Here is a 16,462-nt window from a genome sequence, read left to right on the forward strand (position 1 = left end):
GCCAATTGCGGCGCAAATATGTCATTTGCGCCACAATTCTCTGCCCGCTTTGCGCCGGGCAAGCCCGCATCAATCCTTCGAGAACCAGCGGTAAATCAGGGCCAGACCGTTTACCGTACCGGTGCTGACCTCAGCCGTCAGGCCTCGTGCCAGGCGGTAGCTGGCTCGACCCACCGTTCCGGTATCGGCCATGGCCTGCTCCAGGCTAACGGAAATATCCGCCGTCAGTGCCTTGGTGATCGCAATAAACTTGCGCTCTTCGTTGCTGGTGCCGCTGTTCAGGGATTTGACCACACTTTCCACCGGCAAAATGCTACCGGCACTGCCCAGGTCGCCCGAGCGCATGGCCACTTCATCAATCCCGAACTTGCGGTAGAAGGGCTCGCCATCGCCCAGGAAGGACGTTCCGACACTGAGCAGCAAGGCCATGTCACCACCAGAATCATCCGGCCCGTGGCCCAGCAGGAGCCAGGACAGTTTTTCAACTTCGCTGACTTCCGGGTAGGACACCAAATCAATTCTGGGCTTGCGAGCCGTACCGGCTACCTTAACACCTGCTTCTACTGCCTGACCGGTACGCAAGGCTTCGATGTCCAGAATAGGCGAGGTAATGTCACCCTGGAAGGTCACGGTTCCGCGCTTGAGCAGCAACTTCTGACCATAGAGCTCAATTCGCCCACCACGAGTGCGCAAGGCACCCATGCCGGTCAACTTGCCGCCGATCATGGTGACCCTCAGGCTGCCAACCAGACCGGAGTTCACGCCGTAACCCGTCAGGTAAAAACGCGGCCCCAGATCCACATCAATTTCCATGCTCATGTCGGTTGCAGCCTGGGAAGGCTCGGAAGCCGGTTCGTCGCCTGCCCGCACAATCACCACATCGCTATCAACAGTGGGAATACCACCCAACATGTCCAGGTTGAACCAACCCGCATCAGCAACAACCTTGCCGGTAATGGCAATACGCGGCAGTTCCATGTCCAGATTGATATTGCCGGACATCATGGCGTAACGATCGGAGCGCTGCAGAATCGGGAAGCGGAAAATATCCACGTCAAAGGCCCCTTGCTGAGTGCTCAGGTTCCACTGCCCCGACACAGTCAGCTTGCCATCCTTGGCGTCCGGGCTCTCTTTCAGCCAGGTTGCGGTACGCCATTCCTGCGGCTCTACTCGTGGGCGAGCCGGGAACGTCAAGGACTCCAGGCGGAAAATGTCACCATCGAAACGGGCATCCAACTGACCGTCAATTAGACGGATGCCGTCATCCAGACGTGTGAAACGCAACTCGCGGCCCCTTACCGTGCCACGACTGGTCCAGGCCCATTTCGCACCCACATCAATATTCACGTCTGCATTCAAGCGACCGCCCAGCTCCATGGCATCGCCCAGGAACAGGCGCGTCCAGCTCAAGTCATCAATATTGGCTTGTATGCTGACCGTTTTGCGATCGTTCTCATTCAAGGCCAGCCCGTGAAGGGGAGTCTGGGCCTTGGCTGTGACGTAACCCATTTCCTTGGTACGCACATCCATCTGAGCATCCAGACGGCTGGTCGTGGCCGAGGTAGGTTTCGCATTGATGACGATACTCAGATCTTCCAGCCCCAGGGACATGGGCGGCTCAGCAAAAACCTGTACATCCCCCGCCACGCGGTCGACGCGCACCTGGCCGGACAAGGCGCCATTAAATTTCAGGTCCCAGCGCGCTTTGATATCAATTTCGGGCGGCTGGGTTTTCTTGTTCTTGGCAATCTTGACGCCACCCTTGGCCTTGTCAGCGTTTTCTTCTACGCCGACTTTACGCAGCAAGCGCGCGATGCGAGGCTCGGACAGCACCAGATCCAACAACTCACCACGGCTGGCCCATTGTCCAGGCTGGTAAGTGGATTCCTGATGACGCAGATTGATCCAGGGTTCGCCATCAACTGTGGTGCTCAACGTACCGGCACCAACTCGCACTGACCAGGGAGCCAATGGCTCGGGTGCCTTGGGAGCGTTTGCTGTTTTATCGGCTGCGTTTTCGGGAACGCCAGCCTGTGCCTTCGCTTGCTCTGCTGCCGCTGAAGCAGACGGAGCAGCAGACTTAGTATCAGGGTTGTCCTTCGTTTCCGGATTTATACCGGCCTGAGCCGCTCCTTCTTCCTTGGCGGCCACCTGGCCTGCTACATCACCTTCAACCTTGGATTGGTCCTTGGCCTCTGCTGTGGCAACTTGAACAGGAGGCTCCGGCGCCCGCAGAGCATCGGTAAAACGCACAGGCAGTGCCGACTGCAAACGCACGATCAAACCGGCATGGTCGGCCACCAAACGGTTTACCTTGCCATCCCAATACGCGGCCTTGCCCTGATCGGCAAAATGCCAGCCACCTTCCAGTGCCAGATCGGCCTCGGCCATGCCTTGGCCCAACTGCCCCTTGGCCTTGCCGCCCAAGTCGTACTGGCCCTTCAACTGCAGGGTGTGATGAGCGATATCGCCACGCAACTGCCCTTCTGCCGACGCCTTGCCCAACTCCAGGCCAGGCCACAATTGTTCGGCACGAGGAATCTTCGCCAGCAAATCCAGCTCGGCCTTGCCGGACATGCCAAAACCACCTTTCAGCTGAACCTGGTTATCCCCGATCTTCATATCGGTGAGCACATCCGAAACCGACAGCAAACGCCACCAATCCGCTTGGCCCGGCTGAGCCGGAGCCGACGCTTTTGCCTTGATCTGCCCGATAGCGGCCTGCTTGTTCCAGCGACTGCCCTGCAAAAGCTGCACATCCACATCCGCGGAGAGCAATTGTTCTTTATCCGCCAAGACCACATCGAACTGGCCTTGGGTATTGATCAGAGCGTCGGGCAGCACATCGCCCAACAAGGCATGCAGATCCAGCTTGTCGCTGCGGAACTGACCTTTGAAATGATCCTGAACGTGCACACCTTCCTGCGTGGCATCCCAGGCGAAGTCTGCATCCAGCGAGGACTCGTCCGGCAGTTTCACCGCCACCTTGGCCTGACGCACTGGCACGGAATCCAGCGGGCTCAATTCTGCGCTGGCGTCCAGGCTATAGCTCTGGCCCTGACCGTTAAGCAGCAAGGTGGCTTGTTCCAGAGAGCCATTCAAGGTGATTTGAGCGTTGACCACACAATCGGGCAAAGGCTCGGGCTCAGGAACAGCAACTGGTTCCTGGATACGTTCTTCATCGACAAGACCCGTACTACCCTCGGGCTCGGAGCTGATGACTCCGGCGACACCATGGGCGTCTACGGGCTGATCGACTGGCGGGCTGGCAGGAGTTGCATGACTCGGGGCGCTGGCCTCAGCTTGACCTTGCTGTGTTATTGCAGCCTTGGCACTGGTCTTGGCCGTTTCAACCGTGGCTGTTTTTTTGGACCGATCGACTACTGCCTTCTCGGCAGGTTTGCCGGATTTCGACGGCTCTGCATAAGCAGGCAAATACTGTTTCGCACAAATAGGCGAATCGGCCGTCAAACCGCGAGCAATGATTTGAATATCGGCTCGTGCCGGGTAAGGCGCTTGCAGTCCCGCCAGTTCCACCTCACCCTGAAAGCCGGCGCGGATGGACTCATTAGCCACCATCAAATCGTACAGTCGAAGCTGCGCGCTGTCGGAATCCAACGCCAGTGCCGAAGACAAATCCGCAATCGCGACCGGCAAGGGCGTGCCATCCTGCGTTAACAAGAACTGCCCCAAAGCCAGCTTGTCCACGGCAATACTGATAGGCAGCTCGGGCATTGTGAAGAGCTCCTCGGACTTGGGCTCGTCCGAGGAGGTCAAGGCCACATCCACTTTCTGAGCACTAAGCTCTACCACGTGCAGGCGGCGTTCCCACAGTTCTTTCCAGTTGGCCTGCAAGCGCAAACGCTCGATATCCACATGGGTGTCCGGCAAGCCCAGCACCAGGTGGTCGATACTCAAGCCATCCCAAATGGTTCCGCGCACGCCTTGGGCGCTGCCCTGCGCATAGGGCAAAGCAGTGCGCAAGGCCCAGCTTGTACCGGCCTGACTGGCCAGCACCCAATACACAAAGCCGCAAACAAGCAGCAGGGCAATCACCACAAAGGGAATGCCCCACAAAGCGAAATATCGGAACCAGCGCCGAACCCAAGCCATTAAAATGCGATTCCCAAAGAAAAGCTCAAACGTACGCGTTTGTCTCGCTGACCATAGGCCAGATCAAGATTGAAAGGGCCAGCAGGGGTGCGCACCACCGCACCCAAACCGTAGCCCCAGGCTAAATCCATATCACCAAAGCTGGGCGCAGCATCACCCACGTCAACAAAAGCGCGCATGCCATACATGCTGGTGAAAAAGTGCGTGTATTCCACACTGGCTACGGCCATGGCTGGCGCACCCACCACGGCATCGCCTTGTCGAAGGCCAATGCTTTGATATTTGTAACCACGGACACTGCGAGCGCCCCCGGTGCGATAACCGAAGTCAGGCGGTGTGCGGTCCGTCATGCGCCAAACCTTACCGATTTCACCCCGCAGGGACAAAATATCCCGCTCCCCAACTGGCCACCACTGCTGCAATCGCAAATTACTGCGGTAAAAGGTCTCGCCCTTGTCCAGCGTGACACCGGCACCTACGCCGAAATCAATCAGATTGCCTTCGCGCGGATCGTACTTCTTGTCTACGTCTCGACGCAGCCATTGCCAGGTTGCAATGGCAGAAGGTGTTTCACGGGTGGGCAGACCGGAAATCTTGGTCTTGTCCCAGGCGCCCAGTAAGCCCCATTCGGTTTCATATTCCACGCGGCTATTGCCCGCTGCCTGTCGTTCCTGGCGCAGCTTCCAGCCCAGGGCCGCCCGCTCCGTGTCCAAACCTTCAATGTCGGAACGATCGTACAAGACACCAAAACTGTTCTTGTAGCCGCTAATGGTGGGCGGCAAGTGAATGTCATAAAAGGCCCGCTGACGTTTTTTATCCACGCCAATACCGGCCTCGGTCCAGATCGGCAGGCCAAACACAATATTCTTTCGATACAAGGCCTCAACACGCGCACCGTGGTCGCTGTCAAAACCCAAAGAACCGGTGAACTGCCTGGATGGCGCTTCTGTAACCCGTACACGTACAGGCAGTTCTACATCACCATCTGGAAGCTCTTTCTTTTTGCCGGCTTCTTCATCCAGGGTGACAAAGGCACCCCGGAAAAAAGTGGTGGCAGCCAAAGATTGCTGCCACTCGTCCAGCTTGTCCTGATCGTAAGGATCACCGGGGGTATAGCGCACATAGCGGTCTACCAGAGACTGGGGAACTCGCTTCAGGCCAGTGGTTTCCAGCGGCCCCATGCGAACCCTCGGCCCGCTATCCACTTTCAGGGAAAGGTCGGCCACGCCTTCATCGGCCAATACGGTCGCCCGCGTGTCTATGTAACGAGCGTAGTAAAAGTCCTGGCGCTGTACGCTTTCCAGTAGATCCGATTTGGCGGAGGACCAGACCGAATTCAAAAAGGGATCGTCCACTTTCAAAGGAAAGCTGGCTTTGATCCCTTCCAGACGCACCTGATATTCCGGCTCCTGAATCTTGCCTTTGAAGTCCAGGGCAATGTCTCGTACACGCGTGATTTCGCCCGGCTGAATAATGATGTCCCAATACTCACCGCTGGAATCCTCGCCCACCTCCAGCGTGACTACAGAATCAAAATAACCCTGAGTCTGCAAGGCGGAGACGGTCGCATCGTGAGCCCGGCGCCGCAGACGCGAGACCTCTCCCAAGTCCTGGTCTTCCGCCAAACGTGTAATGGCACTGACCGCGCGCTGAATTTCTTTCAGCGCCTGGGGGGGCACGCCCCCCGGATCAATAATGACATCGGGAACGGAAGACTGAGCCCATACTGCAGGGCTCAGGACTATCGAAAACAACAGGCAAAAGCCGGATTTGCGCATACGTACTCAAAGAGGACGAGGAACAACCTTGGGGCGCTGCCCCGACGTGTCTGGAGGAAGTTGCGACAAGTTAGCCGAAACGCGATTGGCAATCTCGTGATACAGGCGGGCCTCGGGACTGTCTGCGCTGGCAATCACCGTCGGGGTACCGGAGTCGGTCTGAGCCCGAATGCTCATTGCCAACGGCAAGGCACCCAGCCAAGGCACGTTGAACTGGCTGGCCATATCGCGACCACCATGCTGACCGAAGACCGGGTCAGCATGACCACAGTTCGAGCAGATATGGACCGACATGTTTTCCACAATACCCAGAACAGGCACATTCACCTTCTGGAACATGTTCAAGCCACGCTTGGCGTCGATCAGCGCCAGATCCTGAGGGGTGGTCACAATCACTGCACCCGTCAAAGGCACTTTTTGCGACAAGGTCAAGGCGATATCGCCAGTGCCGGGAGGCATATCGATAATCAGGTAGTCCAGATCATCCCAACGCGTTTGTGTAAGCAGCTGTGTCAGCGCCTGGGTTGCCATCGGGCCGCGCCAGATTGCGGGAGCGTCTTCGTCCAGCAGGAAACCAATCGAGTTGGCTTGCAGACCGTGACCGATCAGCGGCTCCATCATCTTGCCGTCTGCACTGCGCGGGCGCTCGTGCAGGCCCAGCATGGTGGGCACGCTAGGGCCATAAATATCCGCATCCAGCAAACCAACACGCGCACCTTGCATATGCAAGGCCAAAGCCAGGTTCACCGACGTTGTACTTTTACCCACACCGCCCTTGCCCGAGGACACCGCGATAATGTTGCGGATATTGGGCATGGGTCGCAACCCTTCCTGCACAGCATGCACGCCAATGCGGGGATTCAAATGCAGCTTGGACAGGGTGGCACCCACGCCTGCCAAGGCTTGCTCGATACGTTCGCGCAGCTGTCCCTGAATGTCATAAGCCGTATAGGGCAGGTGCAAAGTCAGCTCAACCTGGTTCTGGTCAATGCTCAGCTCGCATCGACCCGCATCGACCGATAACTTCTTTAACGTGTTGGGATCGGTCACACTCGCCAGGGCTTGCAACACGCGCTCGGAACTCACTGTCATTTATCCAAAACCTTGATATAAAGAAACATCACCATACCTTTAAACCAGAAAATTAGCGGTTCAAGAGGAATTTTTTTACACTTATGATGTCATACTAACCCTATGAACACATTTAACCAGATTATCCGCACAGCCCTCTTTGTCTTGCTGACAATTTTCGGTGCAATCATGGCGTTTATCTTCATGGTTTCTACCGCTATTGCGATCGGCATTTTATACATTGTGGCGCGTATTAGTGGCCGTCCTTTCGGCGTTAAAGCCTACTGGGACCAGCGCCGCCGCCCTGCCGCTGCCAGCAAACAGTCGACCACACCACGTTCGCGTGATGTCACCGACATCGAGATGCGCGAGATTCCTTAACAGTTCTTGACTGTTCGCCAAGCCTTTGACGAGCAGCAACGCTGATTAGGCACTGCCCCCGAACACCCTGAGTCGTCAAAGGCTCAGGGTGTGTGCATTTGTATCATTCGCAATTGCCGATCAGCACTTTGCCCGTGGACATTCCTCGGTCTGGCGCAGCACAAGTGTGCAATAGACCGTAGAATCCTTGTTCCCTTTCTCTTTTATTTTGTTAAGTCATGTCACGAACGATATTTGTTACGACCGCCCTGCCGTATGCCAACGGCTCGTTTCACATCGGCCACATCATGGAATATATCCAGGCCGACATCTGGGTTCGGTCCATGCGAATGTCGGGACATACTGTGCATTTTGTGTGTGCGGACGACGCCCATGGCGCGCCCATCATGCTCAAAGCAGAAAGCGCTGGCATTACCCCCGCTCAGTTGGTAGACAAGATCGCGGCCGAGCGCCCCACCTACCTGAACGGCTTTAACGTCAAATTCGACCACTGGCACCGTACGGACTCGCCAGACAACGTCGAACTGGCCCAGGATATCTACCGCACGCTGAAAAGCGCCGGCTTTATTGACACCCGCACCATCGAACAGTTCTACGATCCGGTCAAAGGCATGTTCCTGCCCGATCGTTACATCAAGGGCGAGTGCCCCAAGTGTCACGCCAAGGACCAGTACGGCGACAGCTGCGAAGTCTGTAGCGCGGTTTACGCTCCTACCGAACTGATCGAACCCTACTCCACCCTGACCAATGCGCGTCCGGTGTTAAAGACCTCGGAACACTTTTTCTTCCGCTTGTCCGACCCGCGCTGCGTAGCCTTCCTGCAAGAGTGGACCACGGGCAAGAACGCCCAGGGCAAGCCGCGTCTGCAATCGGAAGTGCTGGGCAAGACCCGCGAATGGCTGGGTACAGGCGAAGGCGCAGAGGCCTCTCTGAACGACTGGGACATTTCCCGCGACGAGCCCTACTACGGCATCCCGATTCCGGACGCTCCCGGCAAATATTTCTACGTCTGGCTGGATGCGCCTGTTGGCTATCTGGCCTCCTTGAAAGCCTACTGCGCCAAGGCCGGTCTGGACTTTGATGCCTTGCTGGATCCGGAAGGCAGCACCGAGCAGGTCCACTTCATCGGCAAGGACATCGTGTACTTCCACGCCCTGTTCTGGCCTGCCATGCTGAAGTTCTCCGGCCGTAAAGTGCCTGACGCCTTGAACGTGCACGGTTTCATCACAGTTAGCGGCGAGAAAATGTCCAAGAGTCGCGGCACCGGCATTTCGCCCCTGCGCTACCTGGAGCTGGGCATGGATGCAGAGTGGATGCGCTATTACATGGCCGCCAAGCTGAACTCGCACGTCGAAGACATGGATTTCAATCCTGACGACTTCATTGCCCGCGTCAACAGCGACCTGATTGGCAAGTACGTGAACATCGCCAGCCGTGCCGCCAACTTCATCAGCAAGCATTTTGATGGCAAGCTGGCTTACCAAGGCGACACCTCCGAACTGCAAAACCAGCTCAAGGAAGTCGCCGAGAAAGTCCGCGCCGACTTGGAAAGCCGCGAGTATGGTCGTGCCGTGCGCCAGATCATGGCTCAGGCCGACATCATCAACCAGGCTTTTGATACCGCCCAGCCCTGGGTCATGGCCAAAGGCATTGCGACCGCCGAGCAAGCTCAGAAAGATGCGCTGCAAGATATTTGCTCGCGCACCCTGGCTGGCTTCAAGGGCTTGTCCGTCATGCTGACCGCCATCTTGCCCACCCTGACCCATCGCGTGGCCCACGAACTGTTTGGTCTGGACCGCGACTTTGTCTGGGACGACGTGGCTGCCTTGCCTGATCACATCGCTCCCTTCAAGCATCTGATGCAGCGTGTAGACAGCGCCATGGTGGACGAGCTGCTGGCTCCGCCACCCGCTCCCGTCGTGCTGCCCGGTGGTGAAGCCATTGCCGACACCATCGACATCAAGGACTTCATCAAGGTGGACCTGCGCATTGCCAAGATTGTGAGTTGCGAAGCCGTGGAAGGCTCGGACAAGCTGCTGCGTCTGAGCCTGGACGCTGGCGAAGGCCGCTTGCGCCAAGTGTTCTCCGGCATCAAGTCGGCTTACCAGCCCGAAGATCTGATCGGCAAGCTGACGGTACTGGTCGCTAACCTGGCTCCTCGCAAGATGCGTTTCGGCGTATCCGAGGGCATGGTTCTGGCGGCCAGCCATGCGGATGATGCCGTGGATCAAGGTATCTATATTCTGGAACCATTCCCCGGTGCCCAGCCCGGTATGCGCATCAATTAAGACGCATTCCTGATACGCAAAAGAGCCTCGCCGAAAAAGCGAGGCTTTTTTGTCTACATATACCAAAGAACAGGCTCAAAACAGCCTGTCAAGCCCCTTTCAGCGACCCGTAACCCAGGAAAGCCGATACACTCTTTATCTTGAAACTGCTGTATTGATGCACAGTCTGCTGCTTTGAATGCAAGGACCTCTTGGCATGGAAAACATCCCCCCTTCTGAACTGGATCGGCACCTTGGTGCACAGCGCTCCACCTGGGTCAGTGTCATCGTCAATATCAGTTTGAGCGTGCTGCAAATTGTGGTGGGTCTGTTTGCTCATTCGCAGGCCCTGATTGCTGACGCCATCCACTCCCTGTCCGACCTGCTGTCGGACTTTGTAGTGCTGATCGCCAACCGCCATAGCCGTCGAGGTCCGGACGCAGATCACCCTTACGGACATTTGCGCTACGAAACGGCGGCCACCCTGGCCATTGGCGGCCTCTTGCTGGCCGTAGGACTGGGCATGTTATGGAATGCTGTGTCTTCCTTGCGCGACCCCAGCAGCATCGAAGCAGTACACCCGATTGCCCTGGCCATTGCCTTCATCGCGCTCTGTAGTAAAGAACTCCTGTTTCGCTACATGTTACGTGTCGCGAAGCGCTTGCGCTCGACCATGCTGGTTGCCAATGCTTGGCACGCGCGCTCCGACGCAGCCTCCTCGCTGGTCGTTAGCGTCGGGGTGATGGCCAACCTGGCAGGTCTGCCTTTGGGCGACCCCTTGGCCGCCAGTATTGTGGGTTTGATGATTCTGCGCATGGGCTGGAAGTTTTCTATTGGCGCATTTCACGACCTGACCGATAAAGCGGTCGATCAGGAAACGGAAGAGCGCATTGCCAAGCTCTTGCGCGAGACCCCGGGTGTGGAAGGCATACACCAGCTACGAACCCGCAAACTGGGGGACATGATCTGGGTAGAAGTGGATCTGGAAATGGACAGCACCCTGACTATCGCACAAGGTCATGCCATTGCCGTGGCCGCACGGGACCGTGTAATGGCCGAAGAGCCCGTGCTGGATGTCATGACACACTTTGATCCGGTCACACCCAAGCGCTAAACCCTGTCTAAGCTCTACGAGCCTCGCCAGCCCAACAGCAGGCTATCCAGGACGGCGGGCGCTCTCGGGCGCCAGCATCTCCACCAGCACACGGGACAAGGCCGTCACCATCTCATTGGCATGGGGTCGATGCAAAATCGCCAGTTCAAAAGCATCGATACGGGGCAGACCTTGTGCTTGGCCCAATTCAATATGGTCATCGCGCACCGCACGCCGCGGCAGCAAGCTGATCCCCATCCCGTCTGCCACCGCCCCTTGAATACCGCTCAAGCTGGAACTGGTAAAGCTGATACGCCAACGACGTCCCAAGGACTCGACAGCACTGATGATTTCCTCTCGATACACACCCCGACGCGGGAAGGTCACCAAGGGGATGGGGTCCAGATGAAAGACCGGATCAGTCGCGCTATCCACCCAGGCTGTCTGCTCGGGTAGACAAGCCACCGCTTCACGGGCATTGTGACGCTGCTTGACCAGCACCAGATCCAGCTCACCCTGATCGTACGCGGCCAGCAGGTCGCTGCTCAAGCCGCTACTGACTTCCAGACGCACCTGCGGGAAGCGACGGTTGAAGCCCGCCAAGGCCCGCATGGTCTGTCCATTGGTAAAGTCCTCAGGCACGCCAAGACGCACGGAAATAGTCACCAGAGAACCGGACAGGGCTTCAGACAGCTGATGATTCAAAGCCAGCATCTGGCGGGCGTAACCCAACAGGGTCTGCCCCGCTTCAGTCGTGCTGACACCCCGGCTGGCCCGGTCCAGCAGACGCAGCCCGGCCAGTTCCTCCAGGCGCCGCACTTTCTGGCTGATCGTGGACTGCGTGGAATGCAAACGCGTTGCGGCCGCCGTGAAGCTGCCGCAATCGACTACCGTCAACAAGGCCAGCAGCAGGTCCAGATCATACAAAGGCCGATTCAGGCTGGGACTGCTTGATAGTTGATGATCCATATGCTCAAACCCTTTCTGAAATCCGCCAGGGCAATCCACCCCACCGCCCTTTTATTCAAAAAACAAATACTAGAGATTTATACATTTAATTTGTAAATATCACCAGCAGTCGTTAAGGTGTATTGGTCCCGCGCATTACAACGACATCCCGCCTGTGCCTTTTGCCAGCCGCCGGGATTGCGCCGTGCCGTTCGACAGATTTTTCCTTACTGAATTTCAATGGGAATCAACATGTCCAAAGTCAATTACTACGCCCCTCCAGGTGGCCATCCTCCTCAGACTCAGTTGCTGACGGACCGCGCCATGTTCACCGAGGCCTATGCCGTGCTGCCCAAAGGCGTACTGCAAGACATCGTGACCAGCTACCTGCCCGGTTGGGAAAATACCCGTCTGTGGGTATTGGCACGTCCTCTGTCCGGCTTTGCCGAGACCTTCTCCCAATACATCATGGAAGTAGGCCCACAGGGTGGCAGCAACAATCCTGAGTCCGACCCCGAAGCCGAAGGCGTGATTTTTGTCGTCAAGGGCCAGCTGGAACTGGTTCTGGAAGGCACCAAGCACATCATGGAAGAAGGCGGCTATGCCTTTATTCCTCCTTCCACCAACTGGACCTTGCACAACCGCACGGGCGAGCTGGCCAACTTCCACTGGATTCGCAAGCGCTACCAGCGTGTGGAAGGCCTGGATGCCCCTGAAGCCTTTGTGACCAACGAAAAAGACGTGAAACCTGGCGTCATGCCCGACACCGAAGGCCGTTGGAGCACCACCCGTTTCACCGACATGTCCGACCTGCGTCACGACATGCACGTGAACATCGTGAACTTTGAACCCGGTGGCGTGATCCCCTTCGCTGAAACGCACGTGATGGAACACGGTCTGTACGTTCTGGAAGGTAAGGCGGTGTACCGTCTGAATCAGGACTGGGTTGAAGTGGAAGCCGGTGACTTCATGTGGCTGCGCGCTTTCTGCCCGCAAGCTTGCTACGCAGGCGGACCAGGCCGTTTCCGCTACTTGCTGTACAAAGACGTAAACCGTCATGCCAATCTGACACTTGGCGGCACTCGCTAATATGGTCTGAAACAGAACAGCCGCTGCCCGTCAGCGGCTGTTTTGCATTACAAACACGCCACGTCCCCCTGATGCCGCCTGTGCCCGCAGGGTTCCCACACGGCACAAATAGAGACTCTGGTTTCAAGGCTCATTCCAACCTTGCTTCTCTACAGGAGAAAAACATGAACGATAAACACTATCTGCTGCGCTCCATCCAGATCGCCGAAGAGAATGTCGCCCGCGGCGGCCAGCCCTTTGGCGCAGTGCTGGTGCGCGATGGTCAAGTTCTGGCCGAAGGGGTTAATGAGACCTACATTGCCCATGACCCCACCGCGCACGCTGAGATCCAGGCGCTGCGTACTGCCAGCCAGAACGTGAAAAGCAGCAGCCATGCAGGCAGCACCATGTATGCCAGTGGCATCCCCTGCCCCATGTGCATGGCCGCCATGATCGCCTCGGGCGTGGAGCGCGTGGTGTATTGCGCCGACGATGAGGAAGGCGAGCCCTTTGGCTGGTCTACCGAATCCTTCTACAAAAAAATGCAGCAGGACTTTGGCAAGCAGGGCGTGAAAATGGAGCACCTGCCCTTGCCGGAAAAACGCAAAGTGTATGAAGCCTGGCAAGCCCGATTTGGAAACGGCTCCAAGCAGGACTAAAACAAAGGCCATTCAAAACCCTGCCATCAAGCAGGGTTTTGCGTATTTACATAGACAGACAAGTCAGAAAAGTTTATAAAACAGAGCAGTTATAGTAACGATTCTCATTTATTGAATCCCAAAGGAAATACATGATTGCGTCCCGCCCAGCCTCTTTAAAAATGATTGTTGCCTCCGTAATGGGCGCTTTGCTGCTCAGTGCATGCCAGACTGCACCGCAATCGCAACAAGCGGGCCAAACATCGTCCTTTAATGCGACTGCGCCTCAGGCACAGGTCACTTTCCGTCAGGACACCATTGATGGTGCCTACGAAATTCTGGCCGCCAAGGACAGCAAGCAGTTGTTTGTTGCTGCTACTCCTTTGTTTGAAGACCGTGCTGCTGGCTTCCTGCACGTTCTGGACCAGGACACGCTGCGTGAATCGCAGCTGATCCAATTGCCGCGCCGTGCCTTTGCACTGGGCCTGAACCAGAAAACTCACACTCTGTACGTGGGCAACACCCTGGACGGCTCGCTGCTGGCAATCAACAGCCTGAATGGCACCGTCAAGCAACTGATCCAACTGGGTCAAAAAGAAGACAAGGGCGGCTGGGAACACACCCGTAAAGTCGTTATTGACGAGCAAGACAACCGCATCTTCGTGACCAATCCCTCCGAAGGAGGCCGCGTATGGATTGTGGATGGCGCCGACGGTCGTATCCTGCACAATATCGATAACGTGGGCTTGTGGCCTGCTGGCGCTGCCTACGATGCCAACACCAAGCGTCTGTTCGTGGGCCACGGCGGCAAGGATGAAATTGCCGTCATCAACCCGGCCACCGGCGCTATCGAACAGCGCTTCACCACTGGCGATGCAAAAAGCGATAAACGTGAAGATTCCCGCCACTTCTTCGTGAACATCGCCCTGAGCGCGGATGGCAAGAAACTATTTGGCGCTGACGCCAATACCGGCAAGATCTACCAATTCGACACCAGCTCCGGCAAAGTGGAAAACACGGCTGAAGTGGGTCTGGGGCTGCTGGATATCGTGTACAACGACGCTCGCAAAGAGCTGATCGCTACCAACCGTGGCGTGGATCGTGAAACACCAGCCGGTACAGGTTCGGTCACCATTCTGGATGCCAACACCTTGGCTGTTAAACACCGTATCAGCGCCCCTGTGCACCCCAACAGCGTCACGCTGAGCGCTGACGGCCAGACCGCTTTTGTCACTATCAAAATCCCTCATGGCGACAAGAGCCCGCACTACCTGAAAGGTGCCAAGGACAGCGTTCTGCGTCTGAACCTGAATCAGCTCTAAGCCCCTGGCTTAAAGCCTGGTCCCAAGCCGAGACTGCCCACAAGGCAGCTCGGCTTTTTTTGTACCTGCCACTTTGGTCTGCCAGGCGGCCTGCCCCTCATCTGTGCCTTGGCCGCAGGATAGTTTTGTCCGCTGTTCAAGCTCTAAGCCAAGGCCCGCCATCACTGGCTCTTGGGCGTTTCAACGCTGTTTTAGCAATGCGGTCTGGAAACAAGCAGCAAAGCGGATTGCTGCAACCGGCCACTTGCTCAATAGAATCAATTAGTGGCCTAGCAAGACGCCTCTTGTCTCCCGGCCCCACACTCCCTTTCCCGCCTCCAGCTGTGCCACAGATTGGCATTTCTGGAGCGTTTTCTATTGAAGACAAGTCATGGTTCAGCTGAACGCGTATCACCAGCCTATTGGCCCCTCGCTCCCTCATTGGCAGGCCCGCCCGCAGCCAGCACGCTGCGTTCTGCACGGCAAATACTGCCGTCTGGAAGCCGTGAACCCGGAACAACATGGCGACAGCCTGTACGAGGCCTACAGCAACGCCAGCGATGGCCGCGACTGGACCTATTTGTCTGTAGGCCCCTTTAACAACCGCGCACAGTTCGACCAGCACCTGCAAACCATCAGCCAGGCCAGCAATGCCGTGCATTACGCCGTCGTCGAACAAACCACGGGTCGCGCATTGGGCACCTTGTCCCTGATGCGAATCGACCCACAAAATGGCTGCATTGAAGTGGGCTTTGTAGCTTGGTCGCCCGCTCTGAAACAAACCCGTATGGCCACCGAAGCCCACTACCTGTTGATGGCTTATGCAATTGATGGACTGGGCTACCGTCGCTACGAATGGAAGTGCGACACACACAATGCCCCCTCCCAAGCCGCTGCACGACGATTGGGCTTTCGTTATGAAGGTATCTTCCGTCAGGCGATTGTGTACAAGGGCCGCTCGCGCGATACAGCCTGGTTCTCCATTACCGACCAGGACTGGCCAGCCCTGAAAGCGAATTTCCAGGCCTGGCTGGCACCTGAAAACTTTGACGATCAAGGTCGTCAGAAACATCGTTTGGGACAGCAAACAACTGTCGCTCCAGCCGGTCCCGGGGCCCGCCGCTTAAAGCAAATGCTGGCCCTGCAAACCGAGCTGAATCAGCTGATTGATCCGAACTGGCGAGTGGCCAAGCAGGACTACTACCGGGCGATCTGGGTGGAATGTGCGGAGCTGGCGAATTACCTGGACTGGAAGTGGTGGCAGCATAACGAGCGCAATCTGCCGCAACTCCAACTGGAGCTGATCGACATCCTGCATTTTGGTCTGTGCGATGTACTGCGTGCCAACGATGCGCTGCGCGAGCAAGAAGCCGCCACCGCACTGGATCAGCTCCAGCACGCTTCAGCCACCGCCAGCGACTCTACGACCATCATGACGGCTCTGGAACGCTTTACCTTGCGCGTTCTGGAGACACGCCAGTTCGATTTCAGCGGCTTTGCCCAACTGGCTGCTCTTTGTGGTCTGACACTGGACACGCTCTACCACTCCTACGCGGGCAAGAATGCCCTGAACCGCTTGCGCCAACTGCGCGGCTATCAGCACGGCCACTATCACAAGCAGTGGGGCGGGCAGCAGGACAACGAGCATCTGGCACAGCTGCAATTGCGTCTGCCCACCGAGCATGACAATTACCCCGAAATGATCCTGCATGCCCTGCAAGACAGCTACGACACGTTTTTTTCGGGAGACACTCAGGTCCGGAACGGAGCCTGCGTACCGCCTCCCCTTTCTTCACGTTGACAA

Annotated in this window: 11 protein-coding genes; 7 read left to right on the forward strand and 4 right to left on the reverse strand. The window is 56.9% G+C overall.

Annotation, left to right across the window (positions count from 1 at the left end; genetic code table 11):
* Positions 1–69 precede the first annotated feature (69 nt).
* Genes ACFPDR_RS12540 through apbC form a run of 3 tightly spaced genes read right to left on the reverse strand, consistent with a single transcriptional unit; the run spans position 70 to position 6,983 of the window.
* Positions 70–4,113: a translocation/assembly module TamB domain-containing protein gene (locus ACFPDR_RS12540; protein WP_376911192.1), complete on the reverse strand. Its 4,044-nt coding sequence runs from the start codon at positions 4,111–4,113 to the stop codon at positions 70–72.
* Positions 4,113–5,891 (reverse strand): autotransporter assembly complex protein TamA, encoded by a 1,779-nt coding sequence (locus tag ACFPDR_RS12545; RefSeq protein ID WP_060186267.1) that lies wholly within the window; start codon positions 5,889–5,891, stop codon positions 4,113–4,115. Before ACFPDR_RS12545 ends, ACFPDR_RS12540 begins: the two co-directional genes overlap by 1 nt.
* Positions 5,892–5,897: 6 nt before the next feature.
* On the reverse strand, positions 5,898–6,983 hold the full coding sequence (gene apbC, locus ACFPDR_RS12550; protein WP_060186266.1) for an iron-sulfur cluster carrier protein ApbC: 1,086 nt from the start codon (positions 6,981–6,983) through the stop codon (positions 5,898–5,900).
* A 102-nt stretch (positions 6,984–7,085) separates the two neighbouring features.
* Here apbC and ACFPDR_RS12555 point away from each other — a divergent pair, with 102 nt between their 5' ends.
* The 3 genes from ACFPDR_RS12555 (at position 7,086) to ACFPDR_RS12565 (ending at position 10,724) form a co-directional block, all read left to right on the forward strand.
* Positions 7,086–7,343 (forward strand): hypothetical protein, encoded by a 258-nt coding sequence (locus ACFPDR_RS12555; protein WP_009461132.1) that lies wholly within the window; start codon positions 7,086–7,088, stop codon positions 7,341–7,343.
* A 218-nt stretch (positions 7,344–7,561) separates the two neighbouring features.
* A complete protein-coding gene (metG, locus tag ACFPDR_RS12560; RefSeq protein WP_060186264.1) occupies positions 7,562–9,631 on the forward strand; it encodes a methionine--tRNA ligase in 2,070 nt (689 codons plus the stop codon).
* A 196-nt stretch (positions 9,632–9,827) separates the two neighbouring features.
* Positions 9,828–10,724, forward strand: a complete 897-nt coding sequence (locus ACFPDR_RS12565) for a cation diffusion facilitator family transporter (protein WP_035271268.1) — start codon at positions 9,828–9,830, stop codon at positions 10,722–10,724.
* Between the two features lie 42 nt (positions 10,725–10,766).
* Here the strand turns inward: ACFPDR_RS12565 and ACFPDR_RS12570 are convergent, their stop codons facing one another.
* Positions 10,767–11,642, reverse strand: a complete 876-nt coding sequence (locus ACFPDR_RS12570) for a LysR family transcriptional regulator (protein ID WP_196784069.1) — start codon at positions 11,640–11,642, stop codon at positions 10,767–10,769.
* A 261-nt stretch (positions 11,643–11,903) separates the two neighbouring features.
* Here ACFPDR_RS12570 and ACFPDR_RS12575 point away from each other — a divergent pair, with 261 nt between their 5' ends.
* From ACFPDR_RS12575 to ACFPDR_RS12590, 4 genes are all read left to right on the forward strand, one after another.
* Entirely contained in the window at positions 11,904–12,740 is an 837-nt protein-coding gene (locus ACFPDR_RS12575) for a bifunctional allantoicase/(S)-ureidoglycine aminohydrolase (RefSeq protein WP_026485011.1), read from the forward strand.
* Between the two features lie 164 nt (positions 12,741–12,904).
* Entirely contained in the window at positions 12,905–13,378 is a 474-nt protein-coding gene (locus ACFPDR_RS12580) for a nucleoside deaminase (RefSeq protein ID WP_042482892.1), read from the forward strand.
* Between the two features lie 131 nt (positions 13,379–13,509).
* On the forward strand, positions 13,510–14,679 hold the full coding sequence (locus ACFPDR_RS12585) for a YncE family protein (protein ID WP_009461136.1): 1,170 nt from the start codon (positions 13,510–13,512) through the stop codon (positions 14,677–14,679).
* Between the two features lie 370 nt (positions 14,680–15,049).
* Positions 15,050–16,459 (forward strand): GNAT family N-acetyltransferase, encoded by a 1,410-nt coding sequence (locus ACFPDR_RS12590; protein ID WP_376911193.1) that lies wholly within the window; start codon positions 15,050–15,052, stop codon positions 16,457–16,459.
* Positions 16,460–16,462: the final 3 nt, after the last annotated feature.

This window comes from Alcaligenes sp. GCM10023179 (assembly GCF_042653705.1).
Taxonomy (GTDB): Bacteria; Pseudomonadota; Gammaproteobacteria; order Burkholderiales; family Burkholderiaceae_B; genus Alcaligenes; species Alcaligenes phenolicus.